The sequence below is a fragment of the Halomonas sp. A40-4 genome (assembly GCF_015767635.1).
GTDB lineage: Bacteria > Pseudomonadota > Gammaproteobacteria > Pseudomonadales > Halomonadaceae > Vreelandella > Vreelandella janggokensis.
In genome coordinates this window covers 2,857,772-2,880,052 of the sequence record NZ_CP065230.1, presented here as the reverse complement: position 1 = coordinate 2,880,052, position 22,281 = coordinate 2,857,772, and the positions used below count along the sequence as shown (strand labels likewise).

Sequence of the window (22,281 nt, the reverse complement as noted above, 5' to 3'; positions counted from 1 at the left end):
TTAGTAGCCTCCGTCATTACGCGAGAGCGACGCGGTCTGCGGGTTGCCACTCAGGGTATTGAGCAAGTCCCCCAGCAGGCTGGACGCACCAAACCGGAAGTGGCGTGGCGAGATCCACTGGTCCCCCATGATGTTGGCGGCGAGAGTCAGATATTCGGCGGCCTCTTCGGCTGTCTTGACGCCACCTGCCGCCTTGAACCCGACATCCTTGCCGCTGGCTTTGATCGCCTGGAGCATGATCTCGGCGGATTCCAGCGTTGCGTTGACCGCCACCTTGCCGGTTGAGGTCTTGATAAAGTCGGCGCCGCCTTCAATGGCCAGCTCGCTTGCCCGCTTGATAAGCGCAGGCTCTTTAAGCTCGCCGACCTCAATGATGACTTTCAACAGCGCCTGGCCACCGCAGGCCGCATGGCACATTTCCACCAGCTCGCGGCCGGTCTCTTCGTCGCCCGCCATGAGGGCGCGGTAGGGGAAAACGACATCGACTTCATCTGCCCCGGAGGCGACGGCTTCACGGGTCTCGCGGGCGGCGCCCATGATGTCGTCACCGCCGTGGGGAAAGTTGGTGACCGTGGCAATTTTGACGTCACCGTTGAGCTCGTGGGCGGTGAGGGCGCGACGTGCGGTCACGACGAACTGGGGGTAGACGCATACCGCCGCCGGGTAGCCAAAGGGGGTTTTTGCCTTTTTGCACAGCGATTCGGTGGACGCATCGGTGTCGGTATCGTTGAGACTGGTCAAGTCCATCAGTGAAAGCGCCTGGCGCGCAGCAAGGGTGATGTTAATCGAAGCGGTCATGGACATCTCGCACAGTATTAGGATTTAAGAACGACTGAAAAAAACGGGCACTACTGTATATGACAGCAGCGCCCGCGTAATCGTTGACGGTTACGTTAAGAAGCTACGCTGCTCAGGGCGATAAAGAAGCCTGCAATAGAGGCCGACATCAGGTTAGACAAGGTGCCTGCCAATACCGCCTTGACGCCAAAGCGGGCGATTTCCTTGCGCCGCGAGGGGGCAATGCTACCCAGGCCGCCGAGCAAAATCGCAATAGAGGATAAATTTGCAAAGCCGCACAAGGCAAAGGAAAGAATCGCCATGGTGTGCGCGGTCATCGCTTGGCCAGTGGCTGCGACCATCTGCTCGCCTTCAATATAGGGTGCAAGGTTGATATAGGCGACAAACTCATTAACGACCAGTTTTTGGCCAATGAATGAGCCGGCCAGTGTTGCTTCTTCCCAGGGGACACCCAGTAAAAAGGCCAGCGGGGCAAACAGCCAGCCCAGAATCCACTCAAGGCTCAACGATTCAAAGCCGAACCAGCCGCCAACACCGCCGAGAATGCCGTTGATCAAGGCGATAAGCGCGATGAAGGCAAGCAGCATGGCCCCTACATTGGCAGCCAGCATCAAACCGGATGTCGCGCCAGACGCCGCTGCGTCCAGTACGTTGCTGGGCTTGTCTTCCTGCTCCTTTAATTCTTCCTCAACCTTGGAAACACTGTCTCTATCCTGTATTTCCTGCGTTTCGGGCATGATCAGTTTAGCAAACAGCAAGCCGCCGGGAGCTGCCATGAAAGAGGCAGCCACCAGATATTCCATGGGAATGCCCAGCGCGGCGTAGCCCGCCAGTACGGAGCCCGCCACCGACGCCAAGCCGCCACACATCACGGCAAACAGCTGAGAAGGTGTCATCCGGGCAATAAACGGACGTACCACGAGCGGCGCTTCGGTCTGGCCGACGAAGATGTTGGCCGTGGCGGAAAGCGACTCGGTACGCGAAGTGCCCAGCGCTTTCTGCAGGGCGCCACCCAGAATACGGATAACCCACTGCATGATCCCGATGTAGTACAGCACTGCAATCAGCGAGGAGAAAAAGATAATCACCGGCAGCACTTTAATGGCGAATACGAAGCCGACCTCGTCAGTATCTGCCAAGCCGCCGAACAGAAAGCTGATGCCGTCATCGGCATACACCAGAATCTGGCTAACGCCAGCCGAGATCGTCTGCAAGACGCTCTGACCAAAGGGCACATAAAGGACGAAAGCGCCAATGCCCGCTTGAATGCCGAAGGCACCCAACACCGTACGTAAGCGAATTGACTTGCGATCATAAGAAAAGATCAGGGCGATGGTCACCAGGGTGACCATGCCGACCAAGCTCATCAGGAGTGTCATAAAAAAAGATCCTTCGCGTGGGCCAAGTGCGTGTTACAGCAGGTTGAGCTTCACAGTGTAAATCATCGCGTTCTGATAATTGTTAGGCGTGCCTAGTTTTTCATCAGAATAGCGGTACTGGATGCCGGTCGTGATCAACTCGGAAGGATGCCACCACAAGCTTACCGCGCCATTGGTGCCCACGCTGTCAGCCTTGCCACCGACGTAGTTCTGTTCCAGGTATTCGTCGTCCCGGCCAAAGGTCTGCTCGTGCCAGTTGGTGACACCAAACTTCTGGCCAAAGGCATTGAAGTCGTAGCCCGCGACCCAGCCGGACATGAAGCCGTTCGAGCCGGTATAGTTATTACTTTGTACCCGGGCGGCGCCCAGAAACGGCTTGAACCAGACGCCGTTATCAAAGTTGGCGAGATAGCCCAGGCCCAGGATCTGGTCTTGCTCGCGGCTGTTGAAACCGTAATCACGGAAGTCGTAGAGGTGGGCATAAATCGACATCGGGCTGTCGCCCAGGTAAATGTGTGAGGTCAGCTTGCCCGCCGTGCGGAAGTTATCGGTGCCGCCGCTGGCTTCGTCGAACTGGTCGTTGGTGGGGTTCTCAAAATCAAAAAAGCCGTAAAACTCACCCCATTCGTAACCCAGCCCGCCCTCGATCTCCAGGAACATGAAATCGCTCTTGGCGGCATTGCTCGCGGTGCGGTCTTCGGTGCCGTCAGACCAGTCAAGATAATTGACCGACACATTGGCGAACGACCAGATGGGATCAAAGGCGTCCGCGTTAGCGGTGCTGGCGGTACCAGCGATTAGTAGGCCAGCGCCAAGCGCTGTTAGCGATGCGCGTGATGGAATAGCAGTAGTAAAACGAGTACGAGCAGTCATGGTAGCCTCAACCGGTTTGTTAGTTGCAGTTTTGATCCGCCTCGACGACGGACGTGAGGGCTGGCGTTGACCCGAATCAGCGGGTTTCTTGAGTTGTAATGTTAAAATTATAACATTTAGTGTTATTTTTCTAACGCGGATTTGCAATTTTTATCACGTGATCCGCTGTTAAATGAAAAACGGCTGACATAAAGTTTCAACGGCCGTTGATTTAATGGTAATTCTCTGGCCGCTCGCTCAGCATGGGGAGGAGAAACCTCAGCTAAAGGGGGAGAGCCACCCGTCAATGGGAAAGGCCATCAGCAAGTGGAGAAAGCTATCCCGCAAGCGCTCTCAAGCCCTCACAAGAGGTAACCTCCGCGATAACCCAGGCCCATTCAACGACAACAGGCCGTTACCAGGAGAAGCTGTCAATGAAAGACCGAAGCGCGTTGCGCTTGGCAACGTTGCAGGAGGCACTCGCTAGCGGTGGGACGCTGCATTTACGCGATGCGGCCGAACTGTGTGGTGTGTCCGAAATGACCATCCGGCGGGATGTTAACGCCTATCCGCAGGTGATTAGCCTGCTCGGTGGCCGATTGGTCATGGCGCATACGCCTGGTGTCACCCCGGTATACGACCTGACCGAGCAGCAGGCCAGCCACTACCAGGCGAAAAATCGCCTCTGCCAGCGTGCCCAGGGGTTCATAGAGGACGGCGATACGCTGTTTGTTGACTGTGGCTCGACATTGATGCCGCTAATGAATCAGCTGAGTGGTTATCAGGATCTGACGGTGATTACCTATGCCCTCAACATCGCGAATGCTGTGGCCCCCTTGCCGAACGTGCGACTGGTGTTGCTGGGTGGCTTGTTTTATCCGGCGTCGCAGTCTTTTGCCAGTGACACCATGGCCGAGTCCATCGAGCGGCTGGGTATTAACAAGGCATTTATTTCGGCGGCGGGTGTCGATATGCAGCGTGGAGTGAGTTGCTTCCATTTCCATGAGGTGCTGCCCAAGCAGGCGGCGATGGCGTCGGCCATGCGGCGTCTATTGGTCGTAGATGCCAGTAAATTCGGTGTGGTACGACCGGCGTACTTTGCGTCAGTGAGTGAGTTTGACGTCATTGTCACCGACGAGGAGGGCGCCCCGGCCTTGCTGCGCGATGCGCACAGCGCTCACCCGACGATCACTGCGCCATAGCCTCTAGCGTCGTTTTTTGGATTAAATTTGCCAAGTTACCTTTAAGCCGTGGACCAATCGTGGCAGAATCCGCGGCGTTTACCTGCGGCAAATCGTCTCTTCTCTTCTGCGTCATTGATGCGAGAATAGCCTTCGTCTGCGGTAACTGTGTTCGGTGTTAGCCTGCCGAACGATCCTCTCTCGCGATCAGACGTCGACGTTAAGCACCTGCTTATCGACTGCGTTTGCTCAAGAGATTTTGTTAGCTCGCTATCCAGAATGGCAGCTTGTTTACAATGTTTGCCTCCCAGCCCTGACGAGGTCGTAACATGAGAAAAAACCTCTACGCCAAAGCGGCAGGTATTCTACTGTTGCTTTCTTTATTTTTATTGCTGGGTGGTTGTAGCTCGGCGCTGATGGATCCTAAGGGTCAGATCGGCGAAGAGCAACGCACCCTGATTCTGACAGCCTTTGGCATTATGCAGATCGTCGTGCTTCCCGTTATCGGGATGACGCTGTTCTTCGCATGGCGCTATCGTCGCAGTAACCACAAGGCCGCCTACACGCCTGACTGGGCTCACAACACCTGGGTTGAAGTGGTGGTGTGGCTGATTCCATGCGTTATTGTTCTCTTCCTAGCGGGGCTGACCTGGTACACCTCGCACAGCCTGGACCCGCACAAGTCCATTGCTGAGGAAGGCGAAGAAACGCTTGAAATCCAGGCTGTGTCCATGGATTGGAAGTGGCTGTTCATCTATCCCGAGCAAGGCATTGCCACGGTCAACGAGGTGGCGTTCCCCACGGATACGCCCGTACGTTTCCGGGTCAGCTCCGCGTCAGTGATGAATTCGTTCTTCATTCCTGAGCTTGGCAGCCAGATCTATGCCATGGCGGGTATGGATAACGACGTCCATCTGATTGCAGACGAGGAAGGCACTTACCCAGGTCGTTCTACCAACTACAGTGGTTCGGGCTTCTCGGGCATGACCTTTGACGCGCATGCGACATCGGAAGAAGGCTTCGATGAGTGGGTGGCAGAAGTCAAAGCGTCCTCCCAATCGATAAGCTTCGACGATGGCTATAACGAGCTGTTGAAGCCAAGCCGTAATCATCCGGTCGAGTACTTCTCTGAAGTATCGCCAACCCTCTATGACGACATCCTGAACGTTTACCACAGCGGTGAGCCTGTTGAGGTGTTGCCTGATGAGACCGGATACAAAAATGCCAGTAGCGATCATCAAGAGCAGGACGGCGATATGGCGATGAACGCGGAGGCAGCGGAGTAAACTATGTTTGGAAAACTCGGTTTAGACTCGATCCCCTTTTACGATCCCATCATGGTAACGCTCATGGTCATGACCGCCTTGGGCGGAGCGGTAGTGTTAGGGGGTGTTACCTACTTCCGCAAGTGGGGCTACCTGTGGAGTGAGTGGGTAACCTCGGTCGATCATAAAAAGATCGGGATCATGTATTTCATCGTGGCACTGGTGATGCTGATCCGCGGTATTGGTGAAGCGCTGATGATGCGTGCCCAGTTGGCGATTGCCTCTGGCGGGGCAGAAGGCTTCCTGCCGCCGGAGCACTACGACCAGCTGTTCACGACCCATGGCGTGATCATGATCTTCTTCGTGGCCATGCCCATGGTCATCGGTTTGATGAACCTGATCGTGCCGCTGCAGATCGGTGCGCGCGACGTCGCCTATCCGTTCCTGAACAACCTCAGCTTCTGGTTGTTTGTATCCGGTGCGATGATCGTCAACCTATCTCTGTTTATCGGCCAGTTTGGTACCACCGGCTGGTTGGCCTATGCGCCTCTCTCGGGGATTGAGTACAGTCCCGGGGTCGGGGTCGACTACTGGATATGGGCGTTGCAGATATCCGGGGTGGGTACCACCTTGACGGGGATCAACTTCTTCGTGACGATCCTGAAAATGCGTGCGCCGGGCATGAAAATGTTCCGCATGCCTATTTTCACCTGGACGTCGCTGTGCGCCAACGTGCTGATCATCGCGTCCTTCCCGATTCTGACCGCGACGATCGCGCTGCTGACCCTTGATCGCTACCTGGGGATGAACTTCTTCACCAACGATCTTGGCGGCAACGTGATGATGTACGTCAACCTCATCTGGGCCTGGGGCCATCCTGAGGTATACATCCTGATTCTGCCGGCCTTCGGGGTGTTCTCTGAAGTCGTGGCGACGTACGCCCGCAAACGGCTGTTCGGCTACCACACCATGGTATGGGCCACCGTCGCGATTACGATTCTGTCGTTTGTCGTGTGGCTGCACCACTTCTTCACTATGGGGGCGGGGGCCAACGTCAATGCCTTCTTCGGCATCATGACGATGATCATCGCCATCCCCACGGGCGTGAAGGTATTCAACTGGCTGTTCACCATGTACCGCGGCAGCATCGAGCTGTCCGTGCCCATGCTGTGGCTCATCGGTTTCATCATCGTCTTTACCATCGGTGGTATGACCGGCGTCATGTTGTCGGTGCCAGCGGCCAACTTTGTGCTGCATAACAGCCTGTTCGTTATCGCCCACTTCCATAACGTCATCATCGGCGGTGTGGTGTTCGGCATGATGGCGGGATTGTACTACTGGTTCCCGAAGGCGTTTGGCTTCAAGCTCGACGAAAAGTGGGGCAAGCGCAGCTTCTGGTGCTGGTTGATCGGCTTTCTCATGGCCTTTATGCCACTCTACGTGCTCAGCTTCGATGGGGCCGTGCGTCGCATGTCGTCTTACGGACCCACCGAGTGGCAGCCGATGATGATCATTGCCTTTATCGGTGCCTGCATTATCCTGATGGGTATCTTGTCGACGCTGATCATGGTGGCGGTCAGCATCAAGAACCGCCATAGCATGAAGTATGCTGACATGAGCGGTGACCCTTGGGATGGCCGTACCCTCGAGTGGGCAACGTCCTCTCCTGCGCCGTTCTACAACTTTGCGCATCTGCCGAAAATCAGCGGTATCGATGACTTCTGGCGCCAGAAACAGGAAGGTCGTGATGCGATCAGCAGCGGTCCTTATCAGGACATCCACATGCCGCGGAATACGATTGCGGGACCGGTGATCAGTCTGTTCTCGATGATCTTTGGCTTTGCCTTGGTATGGCACATCTGGTGGCTGGCGATTGTCGGTGGTATCGGTATGTTTGTCGCCTTCATCGCACGCGTTGCCAATGACGACATTGATTACTACGTGCCAGCGGCTGAAGTCGAACGTATTGAGACTGCACATAAACAGCGCCTCGAAGAGTATCGGGAGTGGTTGAAGCAGCATCCCGAAGAAGCGTCTCATCTACAGGTCCGGATGCAGGGGTAACCATGGCGAACGAAGCAGTAACTAACCACGACGATCACGCTCATCCCGAGACGCATGATCACCACGATACCGGCAGCATCAAGGTGTTCGGTTTCTGGGTTTACCTGATGAGCGACTTGGTAATCTTCGGAATACTATTCGCTACCTTTGCCGTGCTCCTTCGGGGCACGGCCGGTGGACCCGACGGCTCAGAGATCTTTGATCTACCACTGATTCTGACCGGTACCTTTGCACTGCTGATCAGTAGTTTTACCTATGGGATGGCGGTGCTGGCAATGACCGCCGAGAAGGTCGACAAGGTCAAGAAATGGCTTTGGATCACCTTCGTGCTGGGAGCAGCCTTTATCGCCATGGAGATTTATGAGTTCCAGCATCTCATAAATCTCGGCTATGGCCCTGATCGCAGCGGCTTCTTGTCTGCCTTCTTTACACTGGTTGGCACACACGGTCTGCACGTAACCTTCGGGCTGATCTGGATCCTGGTGGTACTCTATCAGCTGCGTACCAAGGGTCTGAACGATATGACGCGTCCGCGTATTTTGTGTCTAAGCTTGTTCTGGCACTTTCTGGATATCGTGTGGATTTGTGTATTCTCATTCGTCTACCTGATGGGGGCTCTGTAATATGAAGGACTCACCCACTGCACACGGCAGCGTCAAGTCTTATGTGACGGGGCTGATTCTCTCCATCGTGCTGACCATTATCCCGTTCGCGGCGGTGATGAGCGGCGCGTTGAGCATGAATGCCACCGTCTGGACGATCGTGATCACTGCAGTTGCCCAGATATTGGTGCAGCTTGTGATGTTCATGCACATGGACACCAAGCAGGAGGAAGGCTGGAATTTGATGTCTTTCGTCTTCACCTTGGTTATTCTCGGCCTGGTTGTTGGAGGATCGTTGTGGATCATGCAACATCTACACCTCAATCTACAAATGGGATAACGTTTATGGTCAACGTGGGCGATTATTTCGCCCTCACCAAACCGGGCATCATTGGTGGCAATACCATTTCGGTCATGGGCGGCTATTTTTTAGCCGCCCGCGGCGACTTTGACTTGCTACTGTTTATGAGCGCGGTGGTGGGCCTGGCGCTGGTCATTGCGTCGGGCTGTGCCTTCAATAACGTGATTGATCGCGATATCGATGCGGTGATGAGCCGTACGCGTACGCGGGCCCTGGTGCAGGGGCGCATTACCCCTGTTTCGGCGCTGTGCTTTGCGACACTACTCGGCATTGCCGGCTTCTCGGTACTGGCGTTGGGCACCAATGCGCTCACCGTCGGGCTTGCCGGCTTTGGCTATGCTATTTATGTCGGGGCATATAGCCTTTACATGAAGCGGCATTCAGAGTTCGGCACCCTGGTGGGGAGCCTATCTGGCGCAATACCGCCGGTGGTGGGTTACTGCGCCGTGACGAACCAACTGGACGCAGGCGCACTGACGCTGCTGTTGATTTTCTGCCTATGGCAAATGCCGCATTCCTATGCGATCGCTATTTTCCGGATGGATGATTATCGCGCCGCTTCAATTCCGGTCCTGCCAGTCGTTCGCGGTATTGCCTCGGCTCGCCGCTACATCCTTGGCTATATTGTGGCGTTCATTGCCGCGTCATTGGCATTAGCGCTGGCTGGCTATGCCGGCGTTGGCTATCTGATCGTGGCATTGGTGATGGGAAGCTATTGGCTTTACCAAGCCGTGCAGGGCTATCACGGAAGCGATGATGTTCGCTGGGCCAGGCGCGTTTTTGGTGTATCGATTCTGGCGATTACGGCGCTTAGTGTTGCCATGTCGCTGGATGCCAGCCTGCTCTCGTTACCTCCGTTGTTAGACCGTTGGTTATGAAGTACGTCAGAAATTAGGCAGGAGTGCAATGCTCCTGTCTATACTGTCTATAAGCCCGATGCGGGTTTGACCGGCTATCCCGTCGGTTAGAATAAAAAGGACAGTAGGAGGCGTACCCATGCTGACACACGTCTGGGGCTTGATGGCCCACCCTCAGCGCGAATGGAAACAAATGCACGATGAGCACGAAACGGTGTTTCATCTTTATGCCCACCATGTGCTGATTCTAAGCGCAGTACCCGTAGTCTGTTCCTTCATTGGCACCACTCAGTTTGGCTGGGGACTCGGTGCTGAGCGCACCATTCAGTTGGGTTTGCTGGACGCCTTTTATGCGGGCATCGTTTTCTACCTGGTCATTCTGGCGGCTGTGTTTTTCATGGGCAATGTTATCCACTGGATGGCACAACGTTTTGTTGACCCCCCGAACCGTCGCCGCTGCGTAAAATTTGCAGGCTATGTCGCTACCCCCATGTTGCTCAGCGGCGTTGTGGCGCTTTATCCCATTGTATGGCTCTGCCTGCTGGCCGGTGTGATCGGACTTTGCTGGTCGGGTTATCTGCTCTACGTGGGGATACCGAACTTCCTGGATATCTCTGATGAGCAGGGGTTTATCGTTTCCAGCGCGACGTTGGCAATTGGGGTGCTGGTATTGGAGATGCTGCTGGCAGCGACGGTACTGCTGTGGGGCTACGGTGAGCGGATAATCCTGAGTATTCTGCAATAGCCAGTGTCGACATGCCTTCTGTATGTCTTCAGACATTTAATGCCTGCCACCTCATCGTCAACGATAAGGTGGCAGCTTGCGTTGGTGAGTCAGGCGAGTCGTTGACTGGCCTGAATGGCGGTGAGGGCAATGGTATAAACGATATCATCGACCAGCGCGCCACGTGAGAGGTCGTTCACCGGCTTGTTCAGGCCCTGCAGCATGGGGCCAACGCTGACCACCCGTGCGCTACGTTGAACGGCTTTGTAAGTGGTATTGCCGGTATTGAGATCCGGGAAGACAAACACCGTGGCCTTGCCCGCCACAGGCGAGTCAGGAGCCTTCTGTTTGCCGACGCTTTCGATCGCGGCAGCGTCGTATTGAAGCGGGCCATCAATGAGTAAGTGTGGTGCGCGCTGCTGGGCAATGCGCGTCGCCTCGCGCACCTTGTCGACATCGGCCCCGGTACCTGAGTCGCCAGTCGAGTAGCTGATCATCGCGACGCGTGGTTCGATACCAAAGGCTTCGGCAGAACGGGCGCCCTGCAGGGCGATCTCGGCCAGCGTTTCAGCGTCCGGGTCGGGGTTCACGGCGCAATCACCATAGACCACTACCTGCTCCGGCAGCAGCATGAAGAATATCGACGAGACCTGATGATATTCTGGCGCGGTTTTAATCAGTTGGAACGCAGGGCGTACGGTATTGGCCGTAGTGTGTACCGCCCCTGATACCAAACCATCGACTTCATCCAGCTGCAGCATCATGGTGCCGAGCACGACATTGTCCTGCAACTGGGCCTCGGCGGTTAACTCGTTGAGCTTGCCGCGCCGGCGGTCGACCATGGGCGCGATGTAATGTGCGCGGGTGCTTTCCGGGTCGATGATGGTCAGCTCTTCTGGCAACGTCAGGCCGCGGTTGCGAGCGATGCTGTCAATGTCATCGCGTTTACCCAGCAGCACACAGTTGGCGATGCCGCGGCGTTGACAGATAATCGCTGCTTCGATGGTGCGTGGCTCGTCGCCTTCAGGCAGCACAATACGTTTCTTGGCGTGCTGGGCGAGCTTGACCAGTTGGTGACGAAACGCCGAGGGCGAAAGACGATGCGTGTAGCCGCGACTGAGATGGGTCTTTAACCATTCCAGGTCGATGTGAGCTGCGACATAACGGGCCACCTGTTCTGCGCGCTCGAAATCGTCCATGGGAATTTCGTTACTCAACTGGCTCAAGTTCTGGGCGGTGGTCAGGCTGTCGGTATCGACGGCGAGCACAGGGAGGCCGGTTTTCAGCGCTGGTCGACACATTTCAATCATGTTGTCGTTAGGCATAAAGCCATTGGTCAGCAGTACGCCTGCCAGCCGAGTGCCGTTCATGGTGGCAAGCGCAGAAGCCAGTATCACGTCGTCGCGGTCGCCAGACGCCACGACCAGGCTACCCGGCGTGAAAATATGCAATGCATTGGCGGCACTTCGGGCGCATAGGCTGGTGGAAAGCACCCTGCGACTGAGGGCCTCGCCTTCGTTCAGCATCTTTGCCTTCAGTGCCCGTGCGACATCCAGCGTGCGCGGTGCGCTGAGGGCGTTGCTGTAAGGGACAACGCCAATCAGGTGAAACTTGTCAGTCGCCAGAGCAGGGGAATACTGGCGGAGTTCAGCGAGCACCGACTCTTCCAACTGAGGTTTAAAGGTGCCCGGCGCTGCAGAAAGATCATCGTCCTGGGCATAAGGTAAGTTTTTCATACGCATTAAAATGCCGCCCAGGGTACGGCTTGAGCTGACGCCGCCAAAGCTGCGCGCGTGCATATCTAGCTGGTCCGCCAAGGCCTCAGGCTCATTTAAATCCCCGGTGCCGACCAGAATAATGCGTGCATTTAATGCATTGGCCAACTGTGCATTGGTCTGGGTGGCGTAGGTGGTGTGCTGGGTAGGGACGACGCCCTCGACCACCACCAGATCCAGTGCGCTGCCGTCGCGATAAGCCTGCTGGGTGACCTGATCGTAGAGCTCGATGACGTTTTCCATCAGCTCATCGGTCTGGTTGTCGCGCAGCAGGCGCTCCAGGCGGGTCTGGGAAATGGGCGAGGGCGGGCGCTGATTCAGCGCCCGGGACACCAGCGCCGTTGAGCGATCAAGGCCCGGGCCGTTCAACTCGTTCTGCATGAACGGTTTTAGGAAGCCCGCCTTGAGACCAATGGTATCCAGCGCTTGAATCAGCCCGAGACAGGCGGAGGTTAACCCGGCCCCTTCGCTGGTGGGCACAAGCAAAATGGCCTGAGGAGTTTCGGAGGGCGTATTCATGCTTGGGTCTCCAGGCAGTGGCGGGTTTCCAGAGCGATACGGGCTTCCTCATCGGTGGGGATGACCCATACTTCTGGGCCGCGATGACCGTCGCGATCCAGCGCGCCTTCCCGGCCGCGAACCGTGGCGTCGTTAGTCGCGTCGTCCAGCGCAAAGCCGAAGTGGGGCATCAGCTGAATCACCCGGCGACGCACCTGGGGCGAGTTTTCGCCGATGCCGCCGGTGAAGATCACGCCATCGAGGGTGGGAAGCGCGCAGGACAGGCCGGCCAGTGATTTGGCGATACGGTAGCAGAAAACCTCCACCGCCAGCGACGCCCCCGCGTGGCCCTGTTCGGCGGCCTGTTCGATTTCGCGCATGTCGTTGGTCAGGCCGGAAAGCCCCAGCAGGCCGCTCTGCTTGTTCAGCACGTTATCGATCTCTTCCAGCGACCAACCCAGCTGGCGGTGAAGATGCGCGTGCAGGCCGGGGTCGACATCGCCGCTGCGGGTCCCCATTACCAGGCCTTCCAGCGGCGTTAACCCCATGCTGGTGTCCAGGCTTTGGTGTTGCCACACGGCGCTGGTCGAGCAACCGTTGCCCAGGTGCGCTGTCAGCCAGCCGCCAGCTCCCCTGTCGCTTAACTCCCCGGCGCGCTGGCTAACAAAGGCATGGCTGGTGCCGTGAAAGCCGTAACGGCGAATACCATGATGGGTATAAAGCGCTTCAGGCAGCGCATAGCGGTAGGCGCGCGGCGGCAGGGTTTGATGAAAGGCGGTATCAAACACGGCGACCTGAGGAAGCGATGGAAAGACGTTTCGAGTCGCGGCAATACCGGTCAGGTTAGCCGGGTTATGGAGAGGCGCCAAGGCCGCGGTGGTTTCAATGGCGGCGATGACATGCTCATCAATCAGCGCCGCTTCTGTGAAATGTTCACCGCCATGAACGATACGGTGGCCCACCGCAGAGGGCAGTCGGCCTTCCAGATTATCCAGAATAGCGCTAATGGCTTCGGCATGGTCGGCGCCAGGCAGTGATTTGATAAAACGCTCACCGGCGTTATCGTTGCCCTTTAGCTGTGCATCCGCACTGTCCAAACGCTCGACAATACCATCAAGACGTGCCGCCTTGGGGTCTGCATCAATCAGTGCGTATTTAATGGAAGAGGAACCGCAGTTAATGACCAGAACCGACGCGTTCATAGAGGCCTTCTGTCGATAGAGAGACAATGGGTTGATTAGACGTTAGTATAACATTATGTGAGGTTGGCGGTCAGTGCACCTATATCGTTAGCCTTCTAGCTACAATCCCGGCATGCTGGGTATTACCACCCTTCGTTTCATCATAAAAAGAGCCCGCTTCCAACATGCAATCCCCCTCGCTTCCGTCTGTTTTACCCCGTCACTTGGCCATCCTGCTGTTAATGACGGTGGCGACGATGTTCGCGGCCAACCACGTCTCGGCGCGACTGGCGTTCGATAATGGCACAGGGCTTTTGCTGGCGGTGCTTACCCGCTCAGGTGTGGCCTGCTTGATTCTGGTTTGTCTGGTCGTTGCACAAAAAAAGCGCCTCTGGCTGCCGCCGGGCACCTGGCCGTGGCAGCTTGCGGTCGGGCTCTGTATCACGGTGCAGAGCCTCTGTTTGTACTCGGCCGTGGCGCGCTTGCCCGTGGTCATTGCCCTGTTACTGGTGAATACCTTTCCGATCCAGTTGGCATTGCTGAGTTGGGCGTTAGGTGGACCGCGACCCACGCTGCGCAGCTGTCTGATCATGGGCACGATTCTGATCGGCTTACTGGTGGTGCTCGATATTCCCGCCTGGTACGCCAATATAGACGATATGGGCCCCGGTTGGCTGGCGGGCATCGGCTTCGGTTTGACGGCGGCGTTTGCCTTCGCCTGTGCTCTCTGGACTACGGAGCACCGGCTCGCGAGAGTGGGGAGTACCCTGCGCAGCCTGCTCACCATGCAAACGGTGTTTATCGCCATGATCATCGGTGGCCTTACCGGCATTGTGCCCGGAGGTATGAGCTTGCCGGAAACTAACCAGGGCTGGATTGGGTTAGCGCTTTTGGGGTTGTTGTACGGCTCGGCATTTTCGACCCTGTTTATCTTTGTGCCTCGACTGAATATGGCGCGCAACGCACCGGTAATGAATATCGAACCCGTCGCTTCGTTAGTGATTGGTTACTTCGTCCTGGGCCAAATGCTCAGCCCCAGTCAGTTGGTCGGTGGGGCCGTGGTTGTTGGGGGGATTATGGTGCTGAGTCTCTCCAGGCAGCGGTAATATTGTTAGCGCGCTAATTAAATGATAAGCTAATGCTGTCATTAACACGCTAATGAGTCCTGCATGTCCCCCGAACAACGTTTTGCCCGTTGGGTAAAGGTAGCGGTTGCTGCCTTTATTCTTTTGTTTGTGTATTTTCTCATCGCCGATAGCTTTATGCCCATCACCCCGGAAGCGCGGGTGATGCGCCCGGTGACGCGTATTGCCCCTGAATTGAGCGCGCCTGTTAAGGAAGTGATGGTAGACGACCATCAGCAGGTAGCTAAAGGTGATGTGCTGTTCCGCCTGGACCCGGCGCCGTTTCAGCTAGCGCTCGCCGAAGCCCGGCTCAATCGCGAACAAGCCCTGCAAGACAATGCCCGCTTGAGGGCAGAGCTTGCGGCCGCCCGTGCCAGGCTGGCATCGGCAGAGGCCACGGCCCAGGAACGTCGTGGCGAGCGCCGTCGTGGGGAAGCGTTGCTCGCACAGCACAGCCTTTCTCGTCAGCAGTACGATCAGCAGGTTGCCGCCGAACAAACGGCGACGTCCGCCGTCGCCTCTGCCCAGGCCGAAATTGAAAGCCTTGAAGTACAGTTGGGTGAGGAGGGCGAGGCCAATTTGCGTTTGCGTCAGGCGGAAAATGCCCTGGAAAAAGCGCAGTTGGATATGGCGCATACCCAAGTCCGCGCTGCGCAGCCGGGGGTAGTTACCAACCTTCAACTGCAGGCGGGCGACTACGTTCAGGCCGGTCAGCCTGCATTGGCGCTGGTGGCCGATCAGATGGATATCATTGCCGATTTCCGCGAGAAGAGCCTGCGTCATGTGCACCCCGGCGATCAGGCAAAAGTTGTCTTCGACAGTTGGCCGGGGAAGGTGTTTGAAGGCAAGGTCAGTGCCTTTGATGCGGGCGTGCGTAACGGCCAGCTGGCTGCCGATGGCCAACTGGCTGATATTCCGACGACGGATCGCTGGGTGCGCGATGCCCAGCGGCTACGCCTCCACGTGGCACTCGACGAACCGGTCCCCTCGTTACCGGCCAGTGGTGCTCGTGCCTCTGTTCAGCTGGTGCCGGGCGGCCACCTGTTGGCCAGGCCGTTCGCCGCGCTTCAGGCGCGTTTAATCAGCTGGCTTCACGCGGTGTATTGAGCATGGCAATCCGACGGCTATTGAAGCCCTACCGCCCGGCGGCGGATAAGCACCCTGCCGGATTAACGGAGAACGGCCTGCGCCAATGTTTGCGGGTGGCAGGCGGTGGCCTGATGGGGTTTGTGGTCAGCCAACTGATGGATTGGAACTACGGCGTGTTCTTCACCGTTTTTCCGATGTTTTTGCTGGGGATGGTGCCCATCCTGAACGGCCATATCGTGCGCCAGTTTCTGGCCAATGTGTCGATCAATGTACTCGAGGTCAGCTTGGTCGTTGGTTTGCTCAAGCATATGCCCGTGGTGATGACGTTGGTAGTGCTGGCGATGTTCTCCTTTCGCTTTTATCTCATGGCCAAAGGCCCCTTGTTCTTGTTCGGGGCCAACGGTGTGCTGACGCTCAGCATTCTGCTGCACTTTGCCAGTTACCCAAGTGTTGATTTGAGCGACTTGCTGGCCAGTAACATGGTGGCCAGCGGGCTTGCGGTGTTCATCGCCATGCTGATGTACACGCTATTTCCCGATGTTGAGCCACGTCAGCCGCCACCCAAAGGCATAAAACCCGCTGAACAAATTCGCCACGAAACCCTGATGGGCGGCATCACCGCGACGCTATCGTTTGTGATGTTTCAAGTATTTGATCTGCAAGGGTCGCTCTCGGCGCAGATGGCGACCATTCTGGTGCTTTTCTCACTGGGCTATGACGGCGCCAAAGTGTCTGCGGGCAAGCGTGCCGTGGGCACGCTTCTGGGGTGCAACCTCGCGCTTGCCATGCAACTGGTGCTGTATACCCAAAGCCACCATTTTATGCTGGTCATCCTGCTCTACTGGCTGGGTCTCATGCTGTTCGCAAGGGAGCACATTCTGGAAGGCGGCGGCTCTGGCATCGGTTTTGGTGGGCTGACAACGCTGGGCATTTTATTTGGTCAGTCGTTGGGGCCGGGGCAAGACCTCGTTTACAGCGCGCTATACCGTTTTTCGTCGATGAGCGTGGCGTTGCTGGCAACGCTGCTGGTGATGGCCTGCCTGCATGTTGCACTGAACTCCAGGTCGCCCACGCGCTTACCCGATGCGGTAGGCTAAAAGAAATTGCGGTGATATTTCAGATACCGACTATGCTGATGAAAGCGCCTAGGACGAAGTAAGTATTTACTTTTTAGGCGCTGTCTCCAGATCTATCTTCAGAACTATTTCCAGTACTATCTCCAGCGCTGTCTCCAGCACTATTCTCCACTAACGGACTAGAGGTGTTCATCATGGCAAGTGGCAAAAAAGACAAGGCGAAAGGGGCTGCCAGTCAGACCGTCGGTAAACTGAAAGAAGCGGCGGGCAAGGTGACCGGAAGCGGCAAAACCGAAGCCAAAGGCAAAGCCCAACAGGCAAAGGGCGGCATGCAGAAAGGCGTAGGTCATTTGAGGGAGAATCAGAAAAAACAACGCTAGCCACATGATACTGACGACCAACAGGGGGCTTCGGCCCCCTGTTGGCGTTTAAGCGCGGTAAGTTTGATCCAGCGCAATATGGCGCGTCGTCTTGTGTGCCGTAATGGTCAGGTGATTCGACTTCCGACCGAGGAGACGTCCCATGCCGACCATGATGAAAGCGGCCATTTTTGTTGAACCTGGCCGTATTGAAATTGACGACAAACCGATCCCTGAGATTGGCCCCAACGATGCCTTGATGCGCGTGACCACCACGACCATCTGCGGCACCGATGTACATATCCTGAAAGGCGAATACCCGGTGGAGCGTGGCCTGACGATTGGTCACGAGCCCGTGGGTGTTATCGAGAAATTGGGTGCCAACGTCCAAGGGTACCACGAAGGCCAGCGAGTGATCGCTGGGGCGATCTGCCCGAGCTTTACCTCCTATGGCTGCCAGGACGGCTGTTCATCCCAGGATGGCGGCCACCACAGCCACGGCTACAAACCCATGGGCGGCTGGCGTTTCGGTAACACCATCGACGGCGCCCAGGCGGAGTACCTGTTGGTACCGGATGTCCAGGCCAATCTCTCGCCGGTGCCGGATGGCCTGACCGATGAGCAGGTACTGATGTGCCCCGACATCATGTCGACCGGGTTTGCCGGTGCCGAAGCCGGAGGGATCAAGATTGGCGACATCGTGGTGGTGTTTGCCCAGGGGCCGATCGGCCTTTGCGCGACGGCCGGTGCAAGGCTGCGCGGGGCGGGCATGATCATCGCCGTTGACGGCGTGGATGAGCGTTTGACCATGGCCAAGCAGATGGGCGCCGACGTGACGCTGGACTTTCGCAAGGTCGACGTGGTGGATGAAATCCTCAAGCTCACCGGTGGGCGTGGGGTCGATTGCGCCATTGAAGCGCTCGGCCTGCAGCAGACGTTCGAGTCGGCCTTGCGGGTGTTAAAACCCGGTGGCACGCTCTCCAGCCTTGGCGTCTACTCCGAAGACCTGACGGTTCCGCTGGGGGCGTTTTGTGCGGGGCTTGGTGACCACAAGATCATTACCTCCCTGTGCCCGGGTGGCAAAGAGCGCATGCGCCGGCTGATGAGCATCATCGCCGCCGGCCGCCTGGATCTGGGCCCCATGGTTACCCACCGCTACGCGCTGGAGAACATCGTCGAAGCCTACGATCTTTTCGCCCACCAGCGCGACGGCGTCTTGAAAGTGGCGCTCGGGGTCTCCTGAGTTTCAGGCACCGTATAAAACAACGAGGCTATAAATGAAAAACCCGCTAACGGTTATCTGTATAACTGTCAGCGGGTTTTATTGCTGGCGGCAATAGCCGCCAGGTATCAGTCCAGTTCCAGCGAGAAACTCATTTCAACGCCTGCATCGTCCACTCTGAACCAGTACTCCATGTTCTTGTAGATATCCCCATACTGCCGGAACATGTCAATATCGGACGTTTCCAGCTCATCGGAAGGCACCTGCTCCATGACATCGGCCAGGGAATGATAAAACTCGCCGGTCAGATGACCATGAAGCAGTAGGTCGCGCTCTGACGCAGGGGCTTGCAGTGCTTCCTGCAGTGACGCCGGGTCGCTGATGTCTGCGCCCAGGGCAATGGCCGTGTCAGACATGGCGGCATACAGCGGTGGTGTTTCGGGCGGCAGCATCATGCTTTCGATTTGCTTGGCGTCTCCGCCTGGCTCAAGCCCAAGAGCGCCCAGTTCAGGCAAGAAGGTGGCTGCGGTCGTCACCAGCCCCATCGGGTTTGGGGAAGCAAGGGTCAGGATGCCGCTGCCACTGGGTTCGCCGTCGATCATTGTCAGGCTGTCGATGCGCGCTCTCAGGCCGGATAGCGCTGACCCGATCATCATGGTGGCCGGGTTGTTCATCGCCATGTTGATCTCGCTCCAGGCGCTGTTCAGATCCTGCAATTCATCACAACTGAAGGGATTCTGACGAACTTCCTGGGCATATTTCTGAGCCGTCTGAAGCAGTAAGGGTAAATTCAGGCCCATGCCGAAACTGGCCATACCCTCTGTGCTGCCAAGACCTGGCACCTGAGTGGTCAGAGCGCGCAGGTCACTGACGATCGCTTCATCGGTTTCCAGGATGACATTCATCTCCATGCGGTCTTGATTGTACTCGCGCATGCCCATAACAAGGCCGGGGAAGCGGCTGGTGAGGCGGTCAATATCGGTTTGGCAGGCAGACAGATCCAATTGCTCTGCCTCAACGGCGTCCATCAATGCCTGAGTACCTGCATGGGAAGGAGAGCTGAGCTCATTAAGCAGGCGTGAAAAGTCGACTTCCCCGGCACCGTAAGGGGTAAAGTCATGGCGTTGCTCAAGCGCTGCCAGCGCGCCAGAATCTTCAAGGCTGCTGTCAGGCAAATCGCTACCCAGTACCTGCGCAAGCAACTCGTCGCTGGCATCCTGCGGTACTACCGACATCAGCAGCTTCTGATCTTCAATGACGAGGATCGCCTGGACGGGCGCCTCGGGCGTCAGGACCCAGTACTCGGTGCCGTTGGTGGTGGCCGTGCTGGGGGTGATCTCCGCCTTGGTCAGGATGCGCTGAAGCGTTTCGCGAAAGGCCTCTTCATCCTGCAGCTGCATGCGCAATACAGGCAAGATACCCAGTCCATACAAGGCGGCGCGAGGGCTCACCTTCAGGCCCAGCGCATGGAAATCATCCAGTGACTCAACACCGTCGAGCTCTTCACCCATGGCGATCAGCAGCTTCATCATTGACCGCGACGCTTCATCGTCAATATCGGGCAGCGTCGCGCGCAGTTCATCCAGATCAGACTCAAGGCTCGCCATGGGCTGAAAGCGCTGATAGAGATCAAAGGCTTCCTGCTCGGGCATTGCCTCACTGGAGGCCATGAAGTAAGGGGAATCAGCCGGAATATAACTCAGCATCGTCGCTGCTTCGGTTGATGCGTTGTCATCGCTGCAGCCGCTAAGCAGGCCAGCGCTGATCAGGGTAACCGCCAGGGAAAGCTTGGTTTTCATCGGGTATTCGTTCCTTGAATGGTGTGGGGTTGAAAGAATTGTTGGGCTGAAGAATCAGTAAATGATAATCATACACAAAGTTTTCTTCATGATCTTCTCCTTATGTAAAAAAGTGACCCTTGAGGCTTGCAACACTCAAGCGCCACCTTATTCAGCCGCGTTATTCACGAGGCGGTTGTTTTAAACCTCCTGGTACAGCTCGCTGCCTTTCTGGCGAAATTTCTCCGCCTGCTCCTCCATGCCTTTCATCACCGCTTCCTGGTCGCCGTCCAGGCCGTGTTCATTGGCATAGTCACGAACCTCCTGGCTGATCTTCATGGAGCAGAACTTCGGCCCGCACATGGAGCAGAAATGGGCCACCTTGGCGGAATCCTTGGGCAGGGTCTCGTCGTGGTATTCCCGGGCGGTGTCCGGGTCCAGCCCCAGGTTGAACTGGTCTTCCCAGCGGAATTCAAACCGTGCCTTGGAAAGCGCATTATCGCGCCGCTGTGCCGCCGGGTGGCCTTTGGCCAAGTCTGCTGCGTGGGCGGCAATCTTGTAAGTAATAATGCCGGTTTTAACGTCGTCTTTATTGGGCAGCCCCAGGTGTTCTTTAGGCGTCACGTAGCAGAGCATCGCACAGCCAAACCAGCCGATCATCGCCGCCCCAATGCCGGAGGTGATGTGGTCGTAGCCGGGGGCGATATCGGTCACCAGCGGGCCGAGGGTATAGAAGGGCGCCTCGTCGCAGTACTCCAACTGCTTATCCATGTTCTCTTTCACCAAGTGCATGGGCACATGGCCGGGGCCTTCGATCATCACCTGCACATCGTGCTTCCAGGCGATATGGGTCAGCTCGCCAAGGGTTTTCAGCTCCGCCATTTGCGCTTCGTCGTTGGCATCCGCCACCGAGCCGGGACGCAGGCCATCGCCGAGGGAGAACGCCACGTCGTACTGCTTGCAGATCTCGCAGATCTCTTCGAAATGGGTGTACAGGAAGCTCTCCTGGTGGTGGTACAAACACCACTTGGCCATGATCGAGCCGCCGCGGCTGACAATGCCGGTGACCCGCTTGGCGGTGAGCGGCACATAGCGCAGCAATACGCCCGCATGAATGGTGAAGTAGTCCACGCCCTGTTCGGCCTGCTCGATCAGCGTATCGCGGAACACTTCCCAGGTGAGGTCTTCGGCCACGCCGTTGACCTTTTCCAGCGCCTGATAGATCGGCACCGTACCAATGGGCACCGGCGAGTTGCGCAGGATCCACTCGCGGGTTTCGTGGATGTTCTGCCCCGTGGAGAGGTCCATGATGGTGTCCGCGCCCCAGCGGATCCCCCAGGTCATCTTATCCACCTCTTCTTCAATAGAAGACGTCACCGCCGAGTTGCCCAGGTTGCCGTTGATCTTGACCAGGAAGTTGCGGCCGATGATCATCGGCTCGCTTTCCGGGTGGTTGATGTTATTGGGAATGATCGCCCGCCCGCGGGCGACTTCATCGCGCACAAACTCCGGGGTGATCTCGTCCGGCAGGCTGGCGCCAAAGCTCTGGCCTTTATGCTGGTGGCCCAGAATGCGCTCTACTTCCGCCGTGCCTAACGCCTGACGACGCTGGTTTTCCCGCAGGGCGATAAACTCCATTTCCGGCGTGATAATCCCCTGGCGGGCGTAGTACAGCTGGGTCACGTTTTTGCCCGCTTTCGCTCGGCGTGGTGTACGGGTTAGATCAAAGCGCAGCTGGGCAAGCGTCGGGTCGTTGGCGCGGCGGTGGCCGTACTCGCTGGTGGGGCCGGTCAAGAACTCGGTGTCGTCCCGGGCTTCAATCCAGGCGCGACGCAGTGCCGGCAGGCCGCGACGCAGGTCGATCTGGGCGTCGGGGTCGGTGTAGGGGCCGGAGGTGTCGTAGACCAGCAGTGGCGGGTTCTGCTCGTCGTCGGCAGACGTCTTGGTGGGCGAGAGGGTGATCTCCCGAAACGGTACGCGAATGTCCGGCCGTGAGCCTTCCACGTACACCTTGCGGGAGCCCGGCAGCGGCGCAATGGCGGCGGCATCTACTTGGGCGGTTTCGGCTAAAAAGTGGCTAGTTTTGCTCATGACGG

At 57.1% G+C, this 22,281-nt stretch carries 19 protein-coding genes; 12 read left to right on the top strand and 7 right to left on the bottom strand.

Annotated features, from left to right (window positions below; genetic code table 11):
- The 3 genes from deoC to IT895_RS13610 form a co-directional block, all read right to left on the bottom strand.
- Window positions 1-804, bottom strand: a complete 804-nt coding sequence (gene deoC, locus IT895_RS13620; RefSeq protein ID WP_199283772.1) for a deoxyribose-phosphate aldolase — start codon at window positions 802-804, stop codon at window positions 1-3.
- A gap of 89 nt (window positions 805-893) precedes the next feature.
- Window positions 894-2,177, bottom strand: coding sequence for a NupC/NupG family nucleoside CNT transporter (locus IT895_RS13615; RefSeq protein ID WP_199283771.1), 1,284 nt, complete (start codon window positions 2,175-2,177; stop codon window positions 894-896).
- A 33-nt stretch (window positions 2,178-2,210) separates the two neighbouring features.
- A complete protein-coding gene (locus tag IT895_RS13610) occupies window positions 2,211-3,050 on the bottom strand; it encodes an outer membrane protein OmpK (RefSeq protein ID WP_199283770.1) in 840 nt (279 codons plus the stop codon).
- 413 nt (window positions 3,051-3,463) lie between these two features.
- Between IT895_RS13610 and IT895_RS13605 the strand changes: the two genes are divergently transcribed.
- From IT895_RS13605 to IT895_RS13575, 7 genes are all read left to right on the top strand, one after another.
- On the top strand, window positions 3,464-4,231 hold the full coding sequence (locus IT895_RS13605) for a DeoR/GlpR family DNA-binding transcription regulator (RefSeq protein WP_199283769.1): 768 nt from the start codon (window positions 3,464-3,466) through the stop codon (window positions 4,229-4,231).
- A 308-nt stretch (window positions 4,232-4,539) separates the two neighbouring features.
- On the top strand, window positions 4,540-5,496 hold the full coding sequence (gene cyoA, locus IT895_RS13600) for a ubiquinol oxidase subunit II (protein ID WP_199283768.1): 957 nt from the start codon (window positions 4,540-4,542) through the stop codon (window positions 5,494-5,496).
- A 3-nt stretch (window positions 5,497-5,499) separates the two neighbouring features.
- Window positions 5,500-7,539 (top strand): cytochrome o ubiquinol oxidase subunit I, encoded by a 2,040-nt coding sequence (cyoB, locus tag IT895_RS13595; protein ID WP_199283767.1) that lies wholly within the window; start codon window positions 5,500-5,502, stop codon window positions 7,537-7,539.
- A 2-nt stretch (window positions 7,540-7,541) separates the two neighbouring features.
- Window positions 7,542-8,162 carry a cytochrome o ubiquinol oxidase subunit III gene (cyoC, locus tag IT895_RS13590; protein WP_199283766.1) on the top strand — a complete coding sequence of 207 codons (621 nt, stop codon included), beginning with the start codon at window positions 7,542-7,544 and terminating at the stop codon, window positions 8,160-8,162.
- A gap of 1 nt (window position 8,163) precedes the next feature.
- Window positions 8,164-8,481, top strand: coding sequence for a cytochrome o ubiquinol oxidase subunit IV (cyoD, locus tag IT895_RS13585; RefSeq protein ID WP_199283765.1), 318 nt, complete (start codon window positions 8,164-8,166; stop codon window positions 8,479-8,481).
- Window positions 8,482-8,486: 5 nt separating this feature from the next.
- Window positions 8,487-9,380, top strand: a complete 894-nt coding sequence (cyoE, locus tag IT895_RS13580) for a heme o synthase (protein WP_199283764.1) — start codon at window positions 8,487-8,489, stop codon at window positions 9,378-9,380.
- A gap of 118 nt (window positions 9,381-9,498) precedes the next feature.
- Window positions 9,499-10,104, top strand: coding sequence for a Yip1 family protein (locus IT895_RS13575; protein ID WP_085918156.1), 606 nt, complete (start codon window positions 9,499-9,501; stop codon window positions 10,102-10,104).
- Between the two features lie 89 nt (window positions 10,105-10,193).
- Here the strand turns inward: IT895_RS13575 and pta are convergent, their stop codons facing one another.
- Together pta and IT895_RS13565 are read right to left on the bottom strand one after the other, a co-directional pair.
- Window positions 10,194-12,377, bottom strand: a complete 2,184-nt coding sequence (gene pta, locus IT895_RS13570; protein WP_199283763.1) for a phosphate acetyltransferase — start codon at window positions 12,375-12,377, stop codon at window positions 10,194-10,196.
- Complete coding sequence (locus IT895_RS13565) at window positions 12,374-13,558, bottom strand: acetate/propionate family kinase (RefSeq protein ID WP_199283762.1); 1,185 nt, start codon at window positions 13,556-13,558, stop codon at window positions 12,374-12,376. The genes pta and IT895_RS13565 overlap by 4 nt, the downstream gene beginning before the upstream one ends.
- 164 nt (window positions 13,559-13,722) lie before the next feature.
- Here IT895_RS13565 and IT895_RS13560 point away from each other — a divergent pair, with 164 nt between their 5' ends.
- From IT895_RS13560 to IT895_RS13540, 5 genes are all read left to right on the top strand, one after another.
- Window positions 13,723-14,643, top strand: coding sequence for an EamA family transporter (locus IT895_RS13560; RefSeq protein ID WP_199283761.1), 921 nt, complete (start codon window positions 13,723-13,725; stop codon window positions 14,641-14,643).
- Window positions 14,644-14,706: 63 nt separating this feature from the next.
- On the top strand, window positions 14,707-15,768 hold the full coding sequence (locus IT895_RS13555; protein ID WP_199283760.1) for an HlyD family secretion protein: 1,062 nt from the start codon (window positions 14,707-14,709) through the stop codon (window positions 15,766-15,768).
- Window positions 15,769-15,770: 2 nt separating this feature from the next.
- Window positions 15,771-16,847: a DUF2955 domain-containing protein gene (locus IT895_RS13550; RefSeq protein ID WP_199283759.1), complete on the top strand. Its 1,077-nt coding sequence runs from the start codon at window positions 15,771-15,773 to the stop codon at window positions 16,845-16,847.
- A 173-nt stretch (window positions 16,848-17,020) separates the two neighbouring features.
- On the top strand, window positions 17,021-17,206 hold the full coding sequence (locus tag IT895_RS13545; RefSeq protein ID WP_082925981.1) for a CsbD family protein: 186 nt from the start codon (window positions 17,021-17,023) through the stop codon (window positions 17,204-17,206).
- A 142-nt stretch (window positions 17,207-17,348) separates the two neighbouring features.
- Window positions 17,349-18,428, top strand: coding sequence for an NAD(P)-dependent alcohol dehydrogenase (locus IT895_RS13540; RefSeq protein WP_199283758.1), 1,080 nt, complete (start codon window positions 17,349-17,351; stop codon window positions 18,426-18,428).
- 107 nt (window positions 18,429-18,535) lie between these two features.
- On the opposite strand, the gene IT895_RS13535 is transcribed toward IT895_RS13540, so the two are convergent.
- Complete coding sequence (locus IT895_RS13535) at window positions 18,536-20,206, bottom strand: hypothetical protein (protein ID WP_199283757.1); 1,671 nt, start codon at window positions 20,204-20,206, stop codon at window positions 18,536-18,538.
- Window positions 20,207-20,386: 180 nt separating this feature from the next.
- On the bottom strand, window positions 20,387-22,276 hold the full coding sequence (gene thiC / locus IT895_RS13530) for a phosphomethylpyrimidine synthase ThiC (RefSeq protein ID WP_199283756.1): 1,890 nt from the start codon (window positions 22,274-22,276) through the stop codon (window positions 20,387-20,389).
- Window positions 22,277-22,281: the final 5 nt, after the last annotated feature.

Excerpts from the sequence above, each read along its gene's own strand:
- thiC (WP_199283756.1), bottom strand. The coding sequence starts at position 22,276 with ATGAGCAAAACTAGCCACTTTTTAGCCGAAACCGCCCAAGTAGATGCC.
- IT895_RS13535 (WP_199283757.1), bottom strand. The coding sequence starts at position 20,206 with ATGAAAACCAAGCTTTCCCTGGCGGTTACCCTGATCAGCGCTGGCCTG.
- IT895_RS13545 (WP_082925981.1), top strand. The coding sequence starts at position 17,021 with ATGGCAAGTGGCAAAAAAGACAAGGCGAAAGGGGCTGCCAGTCAGACC.
- IT895_RS13615 (WP_199283771.1), bottom strand. The coding sequence starts at position 2,177 with ATGACACTCCTGATGAGCTTGGTCGGCATGGTCACCCTGGTGACCATC.
- deoC (WP_199283772.1), bottom strand. The coding sequence starts at position 804 with ATGTCCATGACCGCTTCGATTAACATCACCCTTGCTGCGCGCCAGGCG.
- IT895_RS13575 (WP_085918156.1), top strand. The coding sequence starts at position 9,499 with ATGCTGACACACGTCTGGGGCTTGATGGCCCACCCTCAGCGCGAATGG.
- IT895_RS13605 (WP_199283769.1), top strand. The coding sequence starts at position 3,464 with ATGAAAGACCGAAGCGCGTTGCGCTTGGCAACGTTGCAGGAGGCACTC.
- IT895_RS13610 (WP_199283770.1), bottom strand. The coding sequence starts at position 3,050 with ATGACTGCTCGTACTCGTTTTACTACTGCTATTCCATCACGCGCATCG.
- IT895_RS13555 (WP_199283760.1), top strand. The coding sequence starts at position 14,707 with ATGTCCCCCGAACAACGTTTTGCCCGTTGGGTAAAGGTAGCGGTTGCT.
- cyoB (WP_199283767.1), top strand. The coding sequence starts at position 5,500 with ATGTTTGGAAAACTCGGTTTAGACTCGATCCCCTTTTACGATCCCATC.
- cyoA (WP_199283768.1), top strand. The coding sequence starts at position 4,540 with ATGAGAAAAAACCTCTACGCCAAAGCGGCAGGTATTCTACTGTTGCTT.
- IT895_RS13565 (WP_199283762.1), bottom strand. The coding sequence starts at position 13,558 with ATGAACGCGTCGGTTCTGGTCATTAACTGCGGTTCCTCTTCCATTAAA.
- IT895_RS13550 (WP_199283759.1), top strand. The coding sequence starts at position 15,771 with ATGGCAATCCGACGGCTATTGAAGCCCTACCGCCCGGCGGCGGATAAG.
- pta (WP_199283763.1), bottom strand. The coding sequence starts at position 12,377 with ATGAATACGCCCTCCGAAACTCCTCAGGCCATTTTGCTTGTGCCCACC.
- IT895_RS13540 (WP_199283758.1), top strand. The coding sequence starts at position 17,349 with ATGCCGACCATGATGAAAGCGGCCATTTTTGTTGAACCTGGCCGTATT.
- cyoD (WP_199283765.1), top strand. The coding sequence starts at position 8,164 with ATGAAGGACTCACCCACTGCACACGGCAGCGTCAAGTCTTATGTGACG.
- cyoE (WP_199283764.1), top strand. The coding sequence starts at position 8,487 with ATGGTCAACGTGGGCGATTATTTCGCCCTCACCAAACCGGGCATCATT.
- IT895_RS13560 (WP_199283761.1), top strand. The coding sequence starts at position 13,723 with ATGCAATCCCCCTCGCTTCCGTCTGTTTTACCCCGTCACTTGGCCATC.
- cyoC (WP_199283766.1), top strand. The coding sequence starts at position 7,542 with ATGGCGAACGAAGCAGTAACTAACCACGACGATCACGCTCATCCCGAG.